16 protein-coding genes are annotated in these 15,983 nt (G+C 52.8%); 7 read left to right on the top strand and 9 right to left on the bottom strand.

Going from position 1 to position 15,983, the window contains the following annotated elements; genetic code table 11:
- The first annotated feature begins 259 nt into the window (after positions 1–259).
- Both LG198_RS04315 and LG198_RS04310 read left to right on the top strand, forming a co-directional pair.
- Positions 260–2,140: a hypothetical protein gene (locus LG198_RS04315; RefSeq protein WP_230341922.1), complete on the top strand. Its 1,881-nt coding sequence runs from the start codon at positions 260–262 to the stop codon at positions 2,138–2,140.
- Positions 2,141–2,222: 82 nt separating this feature from the next.
- Positions 2,223–3,917, top strand: a complete 1,695-nt coding sequence (locus LG198_RS04310; RefSeq protein ID WP_230341921.1) for a ShlB/FhaC/HecB family hemolysin secretion/activation protein — start codon at positions 2,223–2,225, stop codon at positions 3,915–3,917.
- Positions 3,918–3,981: 64 nt separating this feature from the next.
- On the opposite strand, the gene gdhA is transcribed toward LG198_RS04310, so the two are convergent.
- The gene (gdhA, locus tag LG198_RS04305; protein WP_230341920.1) at positions 3,982–5,325 is read right to left on the bottom strand and encodes an NADP-specific glutamate dehydrogenase; all 1,344 of its coding nucleotides are present in this window, start codon (positions 5,323–5,325) and stop codon (positions 3,982–3,984) included.
- Between the two features lie 243 nt (positions 5,326–5,568).
- Here gdhA and LG198_RS04300 point away from each other — a divergent pair, with 243 nt between their 5' ends.
- The 3 genes from LG198_RS04300 (at position 5,569) to ykgO (ending at position 7,097) form a co-directional block, all read left to right on the top strand.
- Positions 5,569–6,567 carry a serine/threonine protein kinase gene (locus tag LG198_RS04300; protein WP_230341919.1) on the top strand — a complete coding sequence of 333 codons (999 nt, stop codon included), beginning with the start codon at positions 5,569–5,571 and terminating at the stop codon, positions 6,565–6,567.
- A 44-nt stretch (positions 6,568–6,611) separates the two neighbouring features.
- Positions 6,612–6,890 carry a cupin domain-containing protein gene (locus tag LG198_RS04295; protein WP_230341918.1) on the top strand — a complete coding sequence of 93 codons (279 nt, stop codon included), beginning with the start codon at positions 6,612–6,614 and terminating at the stop codon, positions 6,888–6,890.
- 81 nt (positions 6,891–6,971) lie between these two features.
- Positions 6,972–7,097 carry a type B 50S ribosomal protein L36 gene (gene ykgO, locus LG198_RS04290; protein ID WP_230341917.1) on the top strand — a complete coding sequence of 42 codons (126 nt, stop codon included), beginning with the start codon at positions 6,972–6,974 and terminating at the stop codon, positions 7,095–7,097.
- Between the two features lie 59 nt (positions 7,098–7,156).
- Here ykgO and LG198_RS04285 read toward each other — a convergent pair whose 3' ends face one another.
- Positions 7,157–8,347, bottom strand: a complete 1,191-nt coding sequence (locus LG198_RS04285) for a CynX/NimT family MFS transporter (protein WP_230341916.1) — start codon at positions 8,345–8,347, stop codon at positions 7,157–7,159.
- Positions 8,348–8,472: 125 nt separating this feature from the next.
- Between LG198_RS04285 and LG198_RS04280 the strand changes: the two genes are divergently transcribed.
- Positions 8,473–8,763, top strand: coding sequence for a hypothetical protein (locus tag LG198_RS04280; RefSeq protein ID WP_230341915.1), 291 nt, complete (start codon positions 8,473–8,475; stop codon positions 8,761–8,763).
- A gap of 34 nt (positions 8,764–8,797) precedes the next feature.
- Complete coding sequence (locus LG198_RS04275; RefSeq protein WP_230341914.1) at positions 8,798–9,289, top strand: hypothetical protein; 492 nt, start codon at positions 8,798–8,800, stop codon at positions 9,287–9,289.
- A 65-nt stretch (positions 9,290–9,354) separates the two neighbouring features.
- Here the strand turns inward: LG198_RS04275 and cyoE are convergent, their stop codons facing one another.
- The 7 genes from cyoE to LG198_RS04240 form a co-directional block, all read right to left on the bottom strand.
- On the bottom strand, positions 9,355–10,275 hold the full coding sequence (cyoE, locus tag LG198_RS04270; protein WP_230341913.1) for a heme o synthase: 921 nt from the start codon (positions 10,273–10,275) through the stop codon (positions 9,355–9,357).
- A gap of 11 nt (positions 10,276–10,286) precedes the next feature.
- Positions 10,287–10,622 carry a cytochrome o ubiquinol oxidase subunit IV gene (locus LG198_RS04265; RefSeq protein WP_230341912.1) on the bottom strand — a complete coding sequence of 112 codons (336 nt, stop codon included), beginning with the start codon at positions 10,620–10,622 and terminating at the stop codon, positions 10,287–10,289.
- Positions 10,623–11,240 carry a cytochrome o ubiquinol oxidase subunit III gene (locus LG198_RS04260; protein ID WP_230341911.1) on the bottom strand — a complete coding sequence of 206 codons (618 nt, stop codon included), beginning with the start codon at positions 11,238–11,240 and terminating at the stop codon, positions 10,623–10,625.
- A 2-nt stretch (positions 11,241–11,242) separates the two neighbouring features.
- Positions 11,243–13,222 carry a cytochrome o ubiquinol oxidase subunit I gene (cyoB, locus tag LG198_RS04255; RefSeq protein WP_230341910.1) on the bottom strand — a complete coding sequence of 660 codons (1,980 nt, stop codon included), beginning with the start codon at positions 13,220–13,222 and terminating at the stop codon, positions 11,243–11,245.
- A gap of 2 nt (positions 13,223–13,224) precedes the next feature.
- Positions 13,225–14,112, bottom strand: a complete 888-nt coding sequence (gene cyoA, locus LG198_RS04250) for a ubiquinol oxidase subunit II (protein WP_230341909.1) — start codon at positions 14,110–14,112, stop codon at positions 13,225–13,227.
- Positions 14,113–14,540: 428 nt separating this feature from the next.
- The gene (eco, locus tag LG198_RS04245; protein WP_230341908.1) at positions 14,541–15,029 is read right to left on the bottom strand and encodes a serine protease inhibitor ecotin; all 489 of its coding nucleotides are present in this window, start codon (positions 15,027–15,029) and stop codon (positions 14,541–14,543) included.
- 329 nt (positions 15,030–15,358) lie between these two features.
- The gene (locus tag LG198_RS04240; RefSeq protein WP_230341907.1) at positions 15,359–15,715 is read right to left on the bottom strand and encodes a hypothetical protein; all 357 of its coding nucleotides are present in this window, start codon (positions 15,713–15,715) and stop codon (positions 15,359–15,361) included.
- Positions 15,716–15,983: the final 268 nt, after the last annotated feature.

Genomic DNA, 15,983 nt, shown 5'->3' with positions numbered 1-15,983 from the left:
GCTTTGATTCACCCAGATCCTTAGTCTTTCTCCCCGGCATTTACGGAATCCCAAATGCATGCCGAGCTTAAAATAATTGACACTTTTGATAAAAATGATAAAAATGATAAATGTGTGGCCGATATAGGATTAAATAGCCACCTCATCGACAACAAGCTACCCAGCAAGTCGCTTTAAGTTTATTGGGGCTGCTTGGAGTTAACTGTATGGAACGGAACCAGGTAGAGATTGGCTCCATTAACACTTGAAGGGGAACGCAATGTCCACTAAATCAAATATTCAACTGAATAATGCGATTAGCTTGGCCGTGATTTGCTCGTCCATCGCGTTGATAGGTTGCGATGGTGGCGGTAAGAGTAATGTCAGGTCGAGTGCGTCAAATAATCCACCGGTTGTGACAACAACATCCAATACGCTGAATGACACCATTGATACCGTCAATGATGTTACTAACAACGTGGTTGAGCCAGTCACTACTGCCTTACAGCCCGTGACCGATCCGCTCGGAAACGCATTGGATCCAGTGCTTAACCCTGTGATTTCGGCATTGCAGCCTGTGTTGACGCCGGTGATTGATACGGTGAACCCGGTCACCGATGCGCTGGCGCCTGTCACGGATACCCTGTTGCCTGTCACAGGTGCGCTGGGTGATGTCGTGGCGCCGGTGGCTACTGCGCTTGGTCCTACATCTGAAGCGCTTTCCGGAGTTGTTGCTCCGGTGGCTACTGCATTGGCTCCAGTGGCGGGTGGGTTGAATAGTGCATTGCTTCCCGTAACAACAGCAACTGGAAATGCCATTACCCCTGTCCTGGGTGGTGTTGGCACGGTGCTCGAACCTATTGCAGGTCCGCTTGCACCTGTGATCAACACTGCAGGCGGTGTTCTGCAACCAGTGGTAGCGCCTGTGGCAGGCGTGCTGGCTCCTGTGGCGCAGACCTTGGCACCGGTGACTGACACATTGGCTCCAGTGGTTAACACGGTAGCCGGTGTTGCCAATCCTCTGCTGGATACCGTCGCTGGTGTGACCACGCCAGTGGCTTCAACGCTGGCGCCAACATTGGAAACAGTGGGTAATACAGTGGATTCCCTGGCGGGTGTTACCGGTACTGCCGGCGGTGTTGTCGATAGTGTTGTAACGCCGCTGACGACCACCGTCGGTGGTGTGGTGGCCCAACTTGGTTCAGGCCTGGGTAATGCCATTCCAGGGACCGAGGGTGGCCTGTCTCCGGTGACCGACTTGCTGGGCGGTGGCAGCGGCTTGCCCGGTCTGGGTAACGGCCTGGTTGAACAGGTGGCTGCAACCAGCAAGTATGCGGTAGATAGCGTAGCAGGTCTCGCCAATGGCCTGGTCGGTTCCGTCGCTGGTAACGCGGCGCTCGCACCCGTTACCAACGTATTGGCAGGTGCCAATACCGTGCTTGATCCACTGGTTGGTACCAATGGAGTGCTGCCTTTGACAACGGCAGGTGGCGATCAGACCTTGCTTGATCCGCTGGTCGGCACGAATGGTGTGCTGGCATTGACCAGTGGCCAGGCCGGCAACGGTCAGCCTGCATTGCTTGATCCAGTCATCGGTGAAGGTGGCCTGCTGCCACTGACCAGTGCTGAAGGCAGCAAGACAGCACTAGATCCATTGATTGGTCAGGCCGGCGTATTGCCATTGACCAGCAATGTGGCAGCCAATGGCAATGGCGGTGTGCTCGCACCAGTACTTAACCTGAGTTCTGGCAACCTTGGCGGCGGTCTGGGCAATGTACTGACTCCTGTCACCAATGTCCTGGCTAGTGGCAATTCAAGCGGATTGCTTGCCCCTGTTATAAACCTGTTGGGTGGTGGCACGACGAACCTGCTTGGTGGCGGTGCTGTGACTGGCGGGTTGTTGGCACCCGTCACTAACGTATTGGCACTTGGTGCAACAAATGATGGAAGCGCACCTGTCGCTAATCTCCTGGCACCATTAACCAATATCTTGTCCGGAGGTAATAATAATGGTGGTGGCCTGCTTGCACCTGTGACCGACATTCTGAGTGGCGTTACCCAGAATGGGGGGGGAGCTTCTGCAAGCCCATCTGCGACCAATAGCGGCAATTCTCAAGCTGGTGGATTGCCTGGATTGTTGGGCGCTCTTTTGGGGCGGTAGTCAGCTTTAAAAGCCATAAAAATCCCGGCAGCCCATAAGCGTGTCGGGATTTTTTATGCCGATTGGATGCATAGGGGAGAATATGCAGAATAATAATAAGCGCCTGAAAGGGCTAGGGCTGTTGATAGCCAGTGTCTTTCTGAGCCATACAGCCTCGTATGCAGTGGAAAACCCTGTGGACACGTTGCCCAAAGCAGAGGCCCCAAAGACCCGGCCGCAGGCAGAAGTACAGGTGCAACAGCAGAGTGCGATTTCGCCTGAGGTGCAGAAAATTCTGGATACGGAAGTGCAGCCTGCCAGCTTCGGTATTTATGGCGTGAAGGCAGTGCCGTTTGAAGAGGTCAGTGCATTTTTTGCGCCTTATGCCAATAAAAAAATCACGATTGCCAAAATCATTGAGCTTTCCCATAAGGTGACCGAGTTTTATCAGCAACGAGGGTTGCCTCTATCGTTTTGTTATATCCCCGCGCAGAACTTCAATGAGCAAATTATCAAGGTGGTTGTGATTGAGGGACATATCGGCTCGGTCAAGATTGAAGGCAATCCGGGGGCGACGGAAAGCAAGATTCGCGAGATTATTGCGCCTTTGCTGACGGAAAAGCCATTGACCAGGCCGACCATGGAGCGCTATACCACCATGCTTGGGCTGTTGCCCGGCTTGAAAATACAAGCTTCCTTGCCCTTGCCGCAGCAAATGGATGGTGCATCGGAATTGTTGCTCAGGGTGGAACGCAAGAGCATAGAGGCCATGGGGCGCCTGGAAACTGTGCAGCCTTTTACCCGGGGTATTTTTACCGTCAAGGCCAGCGGCAATACTTCCCTGGCGGAGGAGATCACGGCATCGACACTGATTTCAGCAGAAAATGAGCAATATTACGCGCTTAGCTATGCGCAACCTCTTGGCAAGGAAGGCTTGATTGCGAGAGTAGAGGCATCGGATTACGACGGCAAGCCAACGGCAGAGCTGGCGTCTGGCCTCGCACGGCATGTGAACTCGCAACGCTTGAGTGTCGGCTTGAGCTACCCTTTGCTGCTGCGTCAGGATAGGAGCCTGCTCGGAACAGTTTCGCTGACTGCCAACAATTTCGAGGATGAAATCCGCAACAGGCAAAATGGTCTCGCGATTACAACGGCGTCAGATGTACGCACGCTCTCAGTTGGCGCGGCTTATAGCGACAGTACTGCACGGCGTGGACGCAGGTTGCAGCTGACGATGAGCCGCGGCCTGGATGCGCTGGGGGCTTCCAAGGAAATTTCTACCAACTTTCCGGCGCCGCCGATCACCAGCACTATTGACCTCAATTTTTCCAAATATGTGGTGAGTTTTGTGCAGCGCAATTATCTGGATGCTGCCTGGGGCACCTCTGTTTCTGGGACTGTGCAGTATTCACCGGATGAGCTGCCGATTACGGAAAAAGTGCAGTTCGGCGGGTATCAGCATGGCCGTGCCTACCGCCCTGGGCGTTTGGTAGGGGATTCCGGGTGGGGAATTACCCTGGAGCTGAACCGCACCTTGCCGGTCAACTATAAGCTGCCGTTTTATCAGCTGGTGGGATTGCAGCCTTATGTGTTGCTGGAGTCTGCGCGTATCTATGAACATACCAAGACTCAGGAGTTTGACAATTTCAGCTCTGTATCCCTTGGTGTGCGCTTGATCAGCAATCAGCCAGACCGTTCCAATCTTGATTTTTCCCTGTCCAAGGCGATTACCTCAGGCGGGCGTAGCAATGCGCTCAAGGATCTGGCCTTTGGGTTCAATTTCGGCATACCGTTTTAATTGGCATAGCATGCGCAAAAAAAGAGCACCCATGGGTGCTCTTTTTTGACACTAGGATGGTGAGTTAAACCACGCCTTGCGCCAGCATGGCATCGGCCACCTTGACGAAGCCGGCGATATTGGCGCCATCCACATAGTTCACGGTGCCATCTTCGCGCGTGCCATATTGCACGCATGCATCATGAATGCCCTTCATGATATCGAACAGGCGCGCATCCACTTCTTCACGCGTCCATGACAAACGCATGGCGTTCTGGGTCATTTCCAGACCGGAGGTGGCAACGCCGCCCGCATTGGTGGCCTTGCCTGGCGCATAGAGAATGCGATGTTCATCGAACAGCTTCATTGCTTCAGCAGTACACGGCATATTGGCGCCTTCGGCAACACAAAGCACACCATTGGCGATCAGTGTGGCGGCATCGTCCTTGGTCAGTTCATTCTGGGTCGCGCAGGGCAGGGCAACATCCGCGATCACGCTCCATGGGGTAGCCCCAGCCACAAAACGCGCACCAACGCGTTCCGCATAGTCCTTGATACGGCCGTACTCTACATTCTTTACCTGCATGAGCACCTGCAGTTTTTCCGGCGTGAAGCCGACTTCATCGATAACAGTACCGCTGGAATCGGATGCCGTAATGACCTTGGCCCCTAATGCCAGGGCTTTTTCAATGGCATACTGCGCTACATTGCCGGAGCCGGACACGGCTACGCGCAGCCCCGCAATGGTGCGGCCGCTATGGCGCAGCATCTCTTCTGCAAAATACACGGTGCCGTAGCCAGTAGCTTCGGGGCGGATCAGCGAGCCACCGTAGCTCAAGCCTTTGCCTGTCAGCACACAGTCTGCACGGTTGGTGAGTTTCTTGATCATGCCGGTCATGTAACCGATTTCACGCGCACCAACGCCGATATCGCCCGCTGGTACGTCCGTGTCGGAACCTACGTGGCGGAATAGCTCGCTGACAAATGCCTGGCAGAAACGCATGATTTCGCCATTGCTCTTGCCCTTGGGATCAAAGTCAGAACCGCCCTTACCGCCGCCCATGGGCAATGTAGTCAGTGCATTTTTGAAGGTTTGTTCAAACGCCAGGAATTTAAGGATAGACAAATTAACGGATGGATGAAAACGCAAGCCGCCCTTGTACGGGCCGATAGCGCCGTTATGTTGGATGCGGTAACCACGGTTGACTTGTACTTCATCCCTGTCATCAACCCAGGAGACGCGGAACAATATGGCGCGTTCCGGTTCAACCAGGCGGTCCAATACGCCATGCTCGGCATAACGTGCATTCTGGCTGATGAATGGCCACAGGCTTTCTACTACTTCAGTGACTGCCTGCAGGAATTCCGGCTGACCGGGATTTTTTTGCGCGACAACGGCTAGGAAATCATGTGCCGATTGATACTTCATTCCCTCTTATCTCCATGAGCATGATCAAAAGTAGTGCATTTTCTCTTATCGAAGATAAAAATGCACCAAAATAATTCAATCGCCCCATTAAGGTGCAGAATATGAAATATAAAGCGATACAGGTGAGTGGTATTCACATGATAGACATCATGTTGATTCACGCACCTTCGTGATACTCTCCATCCTGCATTGCAAAGAGATACTGTTAAATCTACATTCATTTTTATTCCACCGAAGAGCTCCATGTCGATCACTGCCACACCGTTTTCCATCCTGACCCCTGACCTGATTCTCGATGCCATGAGTAGCGTCAATATTCTGGGGGATGGTCGCTTGCTGGCACTGAACAGTTATGAGAACCGTGTTTACCAGGTTGGTGTGGAGGAACAGACACCGGTGATCGTCAAGTTTTATCGTCCAGGACGGTGGAGTGAAGACCAGATACTGGAAGAGCATGCGTTTTCATTGACCCTGGCAGAGGCGGAAATACCAGTCGTGGCGCCGCTGCTATTGGATGGGCGGACATTACAGCAATACCAGGACTTTCATTTTGCGGTCTTTCCCCGCCGTGGCGGCCGCGTTCCTGAGCTGGACCGGGAGGGGCGCCTCGAGTGGATAGGGCGCTTCCTTGGCCGTATCCATGCCATAGGCGCCCAGAAGTCTTTTCAATATCGTCCCGCGATCGATATAGCGAGTTTTGGCGAGGAACCTGTCAACTGGCTGCTTGAACATCAATTCATTCCTGCTGACCTTGTTCCGGCGTATCGCAGCGTCGTGGAGCAGGCCTTGGTGGGAGTCCGGGCATGCTACGAACGGGCTGGGAAGGTGGCAAGCCTGCGTTTGCATGGCGATTGTCATTTAAGCAATTTATTGTGGACTGACGATGGTCCGCACTTTGTGGATTTTGATGACAGCAGGATGGGGCCGGCCATCCAGGATTTATGGATGCTGCTTTCGGGTTCCCAAGCGGAAATGAGCCTGCAGTTTGCCGAGTTGCTCGAGGGCTATGAGTGCTTTTATGATTTCAACCCGGCAGAGTTGCATCTGATAGAAGCCTTACGCACTTTGCGCCTGATTCATTATTCTGCCTGGCTGGCCAAGCGCTGGGACGATCCGGCGTTTCCGATGACATTTACCTGGTTCAATACCCAGCAATACTGGCAGGATCGCATCCTTGAATTGCGTGAGCAAGTGGCGCTGATGCAGGAGCCGCCCCTGACAGTTGCTGGCGGCAACCGTTAAACTATTGAGGTCACCGGCATGTCGATATTCAATAGGAGAGCAATATGAGTGCAATCAAGGTTGAACATAATCCGAATACGGAGCGTCTGAATGAGTTGGGTGTCTCTCGTTGGCCCACCTGGTCCAAGGAAGTGTCGGTATTTCCATGGAGTTTTGGTGAGCAGGAAGTTGCCTATATTCTCGAGGGAGAAGTTACTGTCACGCCCGATGGCGGCGAGGATCCTGTCAGTTTTGGCAAAGGTGACCTGGTCACTTTCCCGGCAGGGTTGTCTTGCACCTGGAACGTCAAGCAGGCACTACGCAAGCATTACCAGTTGGGGTAGGTGGATAGGCAATATTGCAACAATGTTGCAATATTGCCCGAAAGCGTGGATAATCCGGCATGTCCTGAATGAGGAGTATCCATGAAAATCCTGACTTCACTTAAATCTGCCAAGACGCGCCATCGCGACTGCAAGGTTGTGCGCCGTCACGGCAAGGTGTTTATTATCTGCAAGAGCAATCCGCGCTTCAAGGCGCGCCAGCGTTAGCAATTGAAACTGAAAGCAGTTAAATCCAAAAAGGGAAGCTTGGCTTCCCTTTTTGTTGCTTACTCCAGCACATAGCGTTTGGCGCCGGCCTTGCTACCGTGATAAATCCCCGCGACCGTGATGGCCGTGAGCAGCCAGCCAATGCTCTGCCAATCACCGCTAGCTTCATGAATGACGCCCATTAAAAAGGGTCCGAGCGAAGCCAAGGTATAACCTAGTCCTTGTGACATGGCGGAAAGTTGAGCTGCCTGCAGCGGGTTGCGCGTGCGCAGCACAATCATGGCCAATGCCATGGCAAAACCGCCCCCTTGCCCGAATCCCAATACCATCATCCATATCCACATCTGGTCCGGGGATGCGTATATCGCGCCCATCAGGCCGATATAAATCAATACCAGCATGAGCCCATTGATCAGTTTCTGGTCGCGCATGAATGACGAAAGCCATGGGATCAACAATGCGGAGACGACCTGCACCATGATCGAACCAGAAAGAAAAATGCCTGACTGCACGGCAGTGATGCCACGATCCTGCAATATGCTAGGCAGCCAGCCGAATACGCAGTAGGCCAGCGCACTCTGCAATCCCATGAATAATGTGACCTGCCAGGCCAGGGAGTCGCGCAATAGTTGCAGGCTGTTAGCGCCGTGTGTGATTGCAGAAATATCACCAAGTTTGCGGAATGGCCACCAGAACAAGGCTGCCAGCAATACCGGCAATGCCCAGGCGGCGAGTGCTAGCGGCAGGCTCTGCGAGATTTCAAATAATGGTACGGCAAGCCCTGCTGCCAGTGCGGTACCCAGGCACAAAGCCATGGTGTATACCCCCGTCATCAGGTCCGGATGTTTAGGGAACTCGCGTTTGATAATGCCTGGCAACAATATACCCAGCAATCCAATACATATGCCGGCGATTCCGGTACCAATAAAGAGATCGGTAGTGCTCCATATTCCACGCAAAGCAATGCCTGCAGCCAACAGCAGCAGTAACGGTATGATTGATCTCTCCGCACCATAATGTCTGGCAAGCCATGGAGCGAACGGTGCAAACAGACCCAGGCAAGCCACTGGCAGTGTAGTCAGCATGCCAGCAGCGGCGGCGCTTAAGCCAAGTGAACTACGGATTTCCGCCAGCAATGGCGAGACGCTGGAAAAAGCCGGCCGCAGGTTGATGCCGATCAGGATAATCGCGATCACCAGCAGTATGGTCTGTGTCTGGCTGTTGGCGCTTGCGGAACGTGCCTGTGTCATGGATAAGGGTCAGTCCTGTCTGACGGGCGTTTCAGAATATGCTGATAGGAGAGGGGCTTGTTAGTCGTTATGCTAAGAGCAAGTTAAGCATTGGGCACGCCCAAATTCAATCACTGGAGGATGCCATGCGTAAATTTACCACGATAATGCTGGGTAGCCTGTTGGCTGCCGCAAATTGCCAAGCCTATAGCGCCGAACTTGAGCTGGATAACCCGATTGCCCCTATCCAGCGAGAACCTGAAGTCCAGCCTCCGCCTACTACCAAGAGTCCTAATCCGGCTAAAGATAGACGTGAGCGCCCTGTGCGTCCTGATATTGACAAAAAGACGCCATCCCAAGAAAAGTTTAAGGAAAAGGCTCCTGCAATAGATCCGGATGCAGAGCAAATCAACCGCGGGGCCGTGAGCCCACGCTAACTGACTGCAATATTGATCTAGAAAAGGAAGAACAATGGCGGATTATCTGGATAGTGTGACCGGGATTTACCCAACTGTGGATGATGCCCAGAAGGTAGCTCAAACGTTAATTGACCGCGGCTTTAGCAAGGATCAGGTACAAATTGCGATTGGACGCACTGAACACATCGAACAGGATGAGGATGATAAGGCTTCGCTGAAGAACGTTGTGGTGGATGGTGCAATCGGTACGGCAATAGGAGCTGGGGTTGGCGCCCTTGGACAAATAGCCATTGTGGCAGCCAATGTAAGCTTGTTTGTGGCCAGCCCGCTGGTGGCTCCTTTATTCATGGTGGGATGGGGAGCGGCGATTGGCGGCTTTATCGGAGCAGGTAAAGGGATTTCCAACCAGGACCGACGTTACTCGGAATTGCTTGCGAATGCAGTGGAGAAAGGCCATGCTGTCTTGGTGGCGAATGCCACTACGGAAGAAGAAGTAGAGACTGCGCGTGCCATAGTAGGAGAATCGATGCAGCAGTATGCGTAAGCAAGGAAACAAACAAATAAAAAGCCGTTGCATGCAACGGCTTTTTTGTGGTCGGCAGCGTTAGCTTAATCTATTGTGATGTGTTGCTGTATCGCCGAAAGCGTATGAGCTGCTACCCAGACGCCATCCTCACGCGGCTCCTTAAAGTCGATGGACATCATGACGCTCAGGGCGGTAATGGTCACAATCGAAAACATGAACAGTTTTCTTGCCCATATCTGGTCATTGTTGGTCTTGTAGCCAGCCAGCGCCAAACCCAGCCAGTAGATGCTGATAACGCCCGCTACGATGAGGTAATGGTTGCCGGTATAGCCGCTCAACGTGAGCATGATGGTGGCAATCACGAAAGCGACGATATACAGCACGATGTGCTTCTTGGTCGCCAGGATGCCTTTCTTTACCGGTAACACCGGGATTGCAGCAGCCGTGTAGTCTTTGAGCCGGAAGATGGCGATGGCATAGGAGTGCGGCATCTGCCACAGGCTGAAGATCACCAGTAGGATCACCGCACCCATGTCGAACTCGTTGCTGACTGCGCAGTAGCCGATAACCGGCGGTGCAGCGCCGGAAAGGCTGCCGATCAGCGTGCCGTAGACCGAATTGCGCTTAAGGTAAAGGCTGTAGGCCCCGACATAAATCGCAAAACCGAACAATGACAGCCAGACCGTGAGCATATTGGTGGTGGCATAAAGCAGGGTGATGCCGACAATCCCCAACGCACAGCCATAAATGACAGCATTCCGGGCCGGGATCAGGCCACGTACCATCACACGGTTGCGCGTGCGCTCCATCTTGCTGTCGATGTCGCGGTCGATGTAGTTATTGAGCACACAGCCGGAGGCGATCACCAGCGAGATACCGATGGCGGTTGCCAGAAGCAGGGCGAAATCAATGTCGCCCCGGGATGCCAGGAAGAAACCTCCGGCAACCGAAATCAGGTTGCCGAAGATGATGCCTGGCTTGGTGATGAGTAGATATTGCTTCATCACTCTGGCTTTTAGTGCCTCATCATATTGTGGTTCAGGTGGAACATGACCCACAGCGAACCCACCACCACGATCGCGAGGATCAGCACGGTGAAGATGAAGGCAGTGACGTTCCAGCTCTGCTCAGAGGAGGTGTTCATGTGCAGGAAGTACACAAGGTGCACCACGATCTGTACCACAGCAAAGACCAGGATGGTCGCCAGTATGGTGGATGAGGCCAGCTCGTTCGGGAACATCAGCAGCCCGAACGGGATGACCGTCAGGATCACAGAAAGAACAAAGCCGATCAGGTAAGACTTGACGCTGCCGTGGCCTGCGCCAGCGCGCTCAACGTGCCCGTGTGACATTTACAGCACTCCCATCAGATAAACAACAGTAAATACGCAGATCCAGACAATATCCAGGAAGTGCCAGAACAGGCTCAGGCACATCAGGCGAGTATTGTTGGTGGTGGTCAGGCCTTTGGTCGAGATTTGTGCCATCAACACTGCCATCCAGATCAGGCCGCAAGTCACGTGCAAACCGTGAGTACCGACCAGGGTGAAGAACGCAGACAGGAATGCGCTGCGGTCAGGACCAAAACCCTCATGGATCAGGTGATGGAACTCGTTGATTTCCATCACGATGAAGCCAAGGCCGAACAGGAAGGTGATGCCCAGCCACCTGAGCACAGCCTGCTTGTCGCCCTTGTGCTGGGCAATCATGGCAAAGCCATAGGTAATACTACTGAACAGCAACAGGAAGGTTTCACCCAACACATAATCCAGCTCGAAGATATCCTTGCCGGTTGGGCCGCCGGCAAAGCTGGTGCTGAGGACTGCGTAGGTCGCGAACAGGGTCGCGAACAATATCAAGTCCGTCATCAGGTAAATCCAGAACCCGAATACCTTGGTGGACTCTGCGTCGTGATGGTGCTCATGCTCATCGGCATGCGCGTGTTGTGTTTTCAAAGTTTGACTAGACATGGTTACGCCTGACTCGCTTGTTTTACTTGAATGTGCTTGTTTTCAATTGCTGTGACTTCTTCAGCAGGCACGTAGTAGTCGATATCCTGGTTATAGCTACGTGCGATGACGGTCAGCAGCATGCCTATGGTACTTGCGATCACCAGCCACCAGATGTGCCAGATGAAGGCAAAACCGAACACCAGGCTGAATGCGCTGATGATCACGCCTTCGGACGCATTTCTTGGCATATGGATCTTCTCGTACTTGGCCGGCACCTTGTCGGCGCTACCGTCCTGCTTCATATCCCACCATGCATCAAGCTCCTTCACGACTGGTACTTTGGCAAAGTTGTAGAACGGCGGCGGGGAAGAAGTGGACCATTCCAGTGTGCGGCCACCCCATGGGTCACCAGTCAGGTCCAGGTTCTGCTTGCGGTCACGGACACTGACATAAAGCTGGAGCAACTGGACCAGGATCGCGGCACCAATAACGAAGGCGCCAAACAGGGCCACGTACAGTAGCGGTGTCCAGGCAGGATTGTCATAGTTATTCAGGCGGCGTGTCATGCCCATGAAGCCCAGCATGTACAGCGGGATGAAGGCCAGGAAGAAACCGCTGATCCACAGGTAGGCAGCGATGCGGCCCAGCTTTTCGTTCAGCTTGAAGCCGAATGCCTTGGGGAACCAGTAGACGAAACCAGCCAGATAGCCGAACACGACACCGCCGATAATCACGTTGTGGAAGTGGGCGATCAGGAACAGGCTGTTATGCAGTACGAAGTCTGCACCAGGCACCGCCAGCAAGACGCCGGTCATGCCACCGATCGTGAACGTGATCAGGAACCCCACGGTCCAGATGATCGGGGTGGAGAACTCGATACGGCCACGGTACATCGTGAACAGCCAATTGAAGATCTTCACGCCGGTCGGGATGGAGATAATCATCGTCGCAATGCCGAAGAACGCATTGACATTGGCACCTGCACCCATGGTGAAGAAGTGATGCAGCCAGACGATGAACGACAGGATGGTGATCACCGCAGTTGCCCAGACCAATGACGTGTAGCCAAACAGCTTCTTCTTGGTGAATGTGGCGACCACTTCAGAGAAGATGCCGAAAGCTGGCAGGATCAGGATGTATACCTCAGGGTGGCCCCAGATCCAGATGAGGTTGACATACATCATCTGGTTGCCACCAAGCTCGTTGGTGAAGAAGTGGGTGCCCAGGTAGCGATCCAGCGTCAACAATGCAATGGTCGCTGTCAGCACAGGGAAGGCAGCGAGGATCAGGATGTTGGTGCACAGTGCAGTCCAGGTGAACACAGGCATCTTCATGAGTGTCATGCCAGGGGCACGCATCTTCATGATGGTGACGAAGAAGTTGACCCCGGTGAGCAAGGTTCCCAGGCCTGAAATCTGCAAGCTCCATATCCAGTAGTCAACGCCTACCCCAGGACTGTATTCAATACCGGAGAGCGGGGGATATGCCAGCCAGCCGGTTTGCGCGAATTCACCAACTCCGAGTGAGATGTTGATGAGGGCAACGCCGACAACGAACAGCCAGAAGCTCAATGAGTTGAGGAAAGGGTAGGCAACATCACGGGCGCCGATTTGCAAAGGCACGACGATATTCATGAGACCGACCATGAACGGCATGGCCATGAAGAAAATCATGATCACGCCGTGGGCGGTGAAGATCTGGTCGTAGTGGTGAGGAGGCAGGAAGCCTTCAGCGCCGGAGGAGGCAACGGCCAACTGGCCGCGCATCATGATGGCATCGGCAAAGCCGCGCAACAGCATGATGAATGCGACCAGGATATACATGATACCGATCTTTTTGTGGTCAACCGAAGTCAGCCACTCGGACCAGAGCCATTTCCATTTATTGAAGCGGGTCAGGGCAACAGCAATGCCAAGCCCCAGCACGCTGACGATAGCCAGCGTGATCATAATAATCGGTTCGTGATAGGGAACCGCGTCCAGGGTTAATTTGCCAAACATTTTTACTCCTTGCCCTCCGAGTGTGGGTGCGCATGCGAACCAGAAGAATGTGTGTACTTCGCGACAATACCGTCATAGAAATCAGGCGTTACATTGGAGAAACGCTCAATCGGATTGTTGAAGGAAGCCTTTTCCAGAGTGGCGTACTTGTCGGCATCCAGTGTGGCATTGGATTGTTTGACTTGCTGTACCCATTCGTCGAATTTTTCTTGCGAGATCACATTGGCGTTGAATTTCATGCCGGAGAAGCCGTGGCCGCTATAGTTGGCGGATAACCCATGGTAAACGCCCGGCTCATCGGCAATCAGGTGCAAGGTGTTCTTCATGCCGGCCATGGCGTAGATCTGGCTACCCAGTTGCGGAATGAAGAAGGAGTTCATGACCGAACCGGAAGTGACTTCAAAACGTACCGGGACGTTGACCGGGAAAGCCAGTTCGTTGACGGTGGCAATGCCTTGTTCCGGGTAGATGAAGACCCATTTCCAGTCCAGCGAGACTACCTGAACCGTGAGCGGCGGGTGATCAGATTCAATCGGTCGGCGGGGATCCAGGGAGTGTGTGGTTTTCCAGGTGATGGTGCCGAGTACCAGAATGATGAGGACGGGAACGGTCCAGACGACAGCTTCAATCTTGTTGGAGTGTGACCAGTCCGGAGTGTAGGTGGCTTTGGTGTTGGAAGCGCGGTAGCGCCAGGCAAATACGACAGTCATTATGATGACCGGAACTACGACAATCAGCATCAGTAATATCGCGGTGATGATAAGAGATCGTTCTTCAACTCCTATCTGACCTTTGGGATCCAGCAGCACAAAATCGCAACCGCTTAGCAACAACGTGACACCTAGAGAGGACAATAGACTGAAAAGTCTGGGATATCGCTTTTTTATCATTTCAGCATCTCAACAATGTAAAGGACTTGTAAAACCACATGCCATACATCCCCGGGCAGTATTGTTGCTTACTGACCAAGGGTTGCCCATAGTCGGCGGATAGACCACCGACACTTGAACTGTCTCCCATAGGCGACACTTCAGGCCGGTCATCAATTGCCAGCGTGAAAAAATTGCCATACGCCAACAACCTAGACCAGGGGAGGAGCGAAAATTCTGCTCCTAATAACCAATCCGTTATTTTGGCTGGCTCCCCTATCAACCTTACATTTTATACGATTAAACCAATTAGGCCCACACCATATAAGGATAATTTCCATGCTTGTCAGGAGGGAATTGCTGTCGGCTGAAATAATTTGTTACAACTGTCGCCGAACGGTAACAGATTGTTACAGTCTGGGATGTTTCAGGTGGATTGGGAGCCAGGATTATTCCGGTGCGGCTGTTTGGAATTCGAGCGCTGCCTGCCAGGTGCGATATCTCAATTCAAAACCATCGGGAAGATAAACGACAACCGGTAGTTTGCTGTTATAGCGTAGCAGGAAGCCATCGCCATTCGCCGCGACAAAACGGGGTTTTTCACTCCCCGGCGGACATGCCATGCGGGTGGAGATGGGGCCGGTCACATGATCTACTCGATAATATGGGTAGCCCCAGCCTTGCACGGTATGCTCAGCCAGCTTTGCACCGAAGCTATGACGGTTGCAGTCCACTGTCAGGGTTTTGCCGACTTGCAGTTCCAGCTTGGTTGCTTCTTCTTCTTCTTTCAGCGGAGAAAGGTGGATGACATGGCGTGTATAGCCTGCCTCTGCCTGGGGGTAGGGGACTTTCTCGTCGATCTTGGCTGCGTTGGCGCAGCCATTCAAGCTGAGGAGTGCCATCAGGGTGATGATGCTTGTAGATGCTTGTGGCAGCATGGCCGTATCCCGGAAAGTGACTATTCCGTTACTTTACCCTAGAGATGTTGTCTTGATAAGGCGCTACGTCGAACCAGGCGGGGGCGCCAATTCTATTATCTCCACTACCCAATAACCGAGAATGAGAACAAGGACGGCAACAATCACTAATATGATGATTTTAGACATGGCGATTATCAGCAAGGTTTCGAATGAACCATTTTAGGCGTCGGGTGTGAATTGTGCATTCCGCCGCTATCTGAAACCCATGTAGGAATAAACAACGGTCGTACATGAAAATGGCGCCGTTGAAGGCGCCATTCGAGTGTTGCTTGAAGAATGAGGCTTACTTAAACCCGTTCTGGACGGAATGGTTCCAATACACAGCGGATTTCCAGCACCTTGGCTTCGTTCTCCACGCCTTCTTCCTTTTCAAAGCTTACCTTGGTATTGCGCGGTGCAGTGAAAACGACGTTGTTCGCTTTCTTGATCTGTTCGGCTGTATTTTGCAAACGAGCGGAACAGGATTCAATGTCGTCGTGCACCGAGGTTTTCAGCAGGTAGTGATTTTCCAAATGGTCGAAGATGGCAATGACCGTGCTCCACTGACCTGGCTGGGGATTAAGCTTGGATACGTCTTCAGCAGCATAGGCCTGTGCAGAAAAGGCACCGATCATGGTCAGCGTGGCGAGAGTACGTTTCATCATGTTAGCTTTCCTCATATAGATTATTGATTTATTGGGAGTTGCGAGATTGGTAGACCATGCCAAGATCAGAAAGTGCCCTAATCTTGAATTCTTGGCGATTCATTCACATATTCTGTGGATAAATTTGTGGGTGGTATCAGGATAGGAAGCTTAAGTACTTGTCCTATCACCGCAAGCTTGCCCTGGTTATATTTTCAGCAAGGCTGGATGCGGCTTTCAGGCCGATTGGGCAACGCTTGAGAAAAACCGTTTTGATGACATAATATGA

Source organism: Methylobacillus arboreus (assembly GCF_020532725.1).
Taxonomy (GTDB): Bacteria; Pseudomonadota; Gammaproteobacteria; order Burkholderiales; family Methylophilaceae; genus Methylobacillus; species Methylobacillus arboreus.
Note: the sequence above shows the minus strand (reverse complement) of the source record. Positions and strands in the feature narration are given on the sequence as shown.

What these genes read in the sequence shown, in the direction of transcription:
- ykgO (WP_230341917.1), top strand. Translation starts at nt 6,972, where the DNA reads ATGAAAATCCTGACTTCACTTAAATCTGCCAAGACGCGCCATCGCGAC.
- LG198_RS04275 (WP_230341914.1), top strand. Translation starts at nt 8,798, where the DNA reads ATGGCGGATTATCTGGATAGTGTGACCGGGATTTACCCAACTGTGGAT.
- LG198_RS04240 (WP_230341907.1), bottom strand. Translation starts at nt 15,715, where the DNA reads ATGATGAAACGTACTCTCGCCACGCTGACCATGATCGGTGCCTTTTCT.
- LG198_RS04260 (WP_230341911.1), bottom strand. Translation starts at nt 11,240, where the DNA reads ATGTCTAGTCAAACTTTGAAAACACAACACGCGCATGCCGATGAGCAT.
- eco (WP_230341908.1), bottom strand. Translation starts at nt 15,029, where the DNA reads ATGCTGCCACAAGCATCTACAAGCATCATCACCCTGATGGCACTCCTC.
- LG198_RS04265 (WP_230341912.1), bottom strand. Translation starts at nt 10,622, where the DNA reads ATGTCACACGGGCACGTTGAGCGCGCTGGCGCAGGCCACGGCAGCGTC.
- cyoE (WP_230341913.1), bottom strand. Translation starts at nt 10,275, where the DNA reads ATGAAGCAATATCTACTCATCACCAAGCCAGGCATCATCTTCGGCAAC.
- LG198_RS04285 (WP_230341916.1), bottom strand. Translation starts at nt 8,347, where the DNA reads ATGACACAGGCACGTTCCGCAAGCGCCAACAGCCAGACACAGACCATA.
- LG198_RS04295 (WP_230341918.1), top strand. Translation starts at nt 6,612, where the DNA reads ATGAGTGCAATCAAGGTTGAACATAATCCGAATACGGAGCGTCTGAAT.
- LG198_RS04300 (WP_230341919.1), top strand. Translation starts at nt 5,569, where the DNA reads ATGTCGATCACTGCCACACCGTTTTCCATCCTGACCCCTGACCTGATT.
- gdhA (WP_230341920.1), bottom strand. Translation starts at nt 5,325, where the DNA reads ATGAAGTATCAATCGGCACATGATTTCCTAGCCGTTGTCGCGCAAAAA.
- LG198_RS04315 (WP_230341922.1), top strand. Translation starts at nt 260, where the DNA reads ATGTCCACTAAATCAAATATTCAACTGAATAATGCGATTAGCTTGGCC.
- cyoA (WP_230341909.1), bottom strand. Translation starts at nt 14,112, where the DNA reads ATGATAAAAAAGCGATATCCCAGACTTTTCAGTCTATTGTCCTCTCTA.
- LG198_RS04310 (WP_230341921.1), top strand. Translation starts at nt 2,223, where the DNA reads ATGCAGAATAATAATAAGCGCCTGAAAGGGCTAGGGCTGTTGATAGCC.
- LG198_RS04280 (WP_230341915.1), top strand. Translation starts at nt 8,473, where the DNA reads ATGCGTAAATTTACCACGATAATGCTGGGTAGCCTGTTGGCTGCCGCA.
- cyoB (WP_230341910.1), bottom strand. Translation starts at nt 13,222, where the DNA reads ATGTTTGGCAAATTAACCCTGGACGCGGTTCCCTATCACGAACCGATT.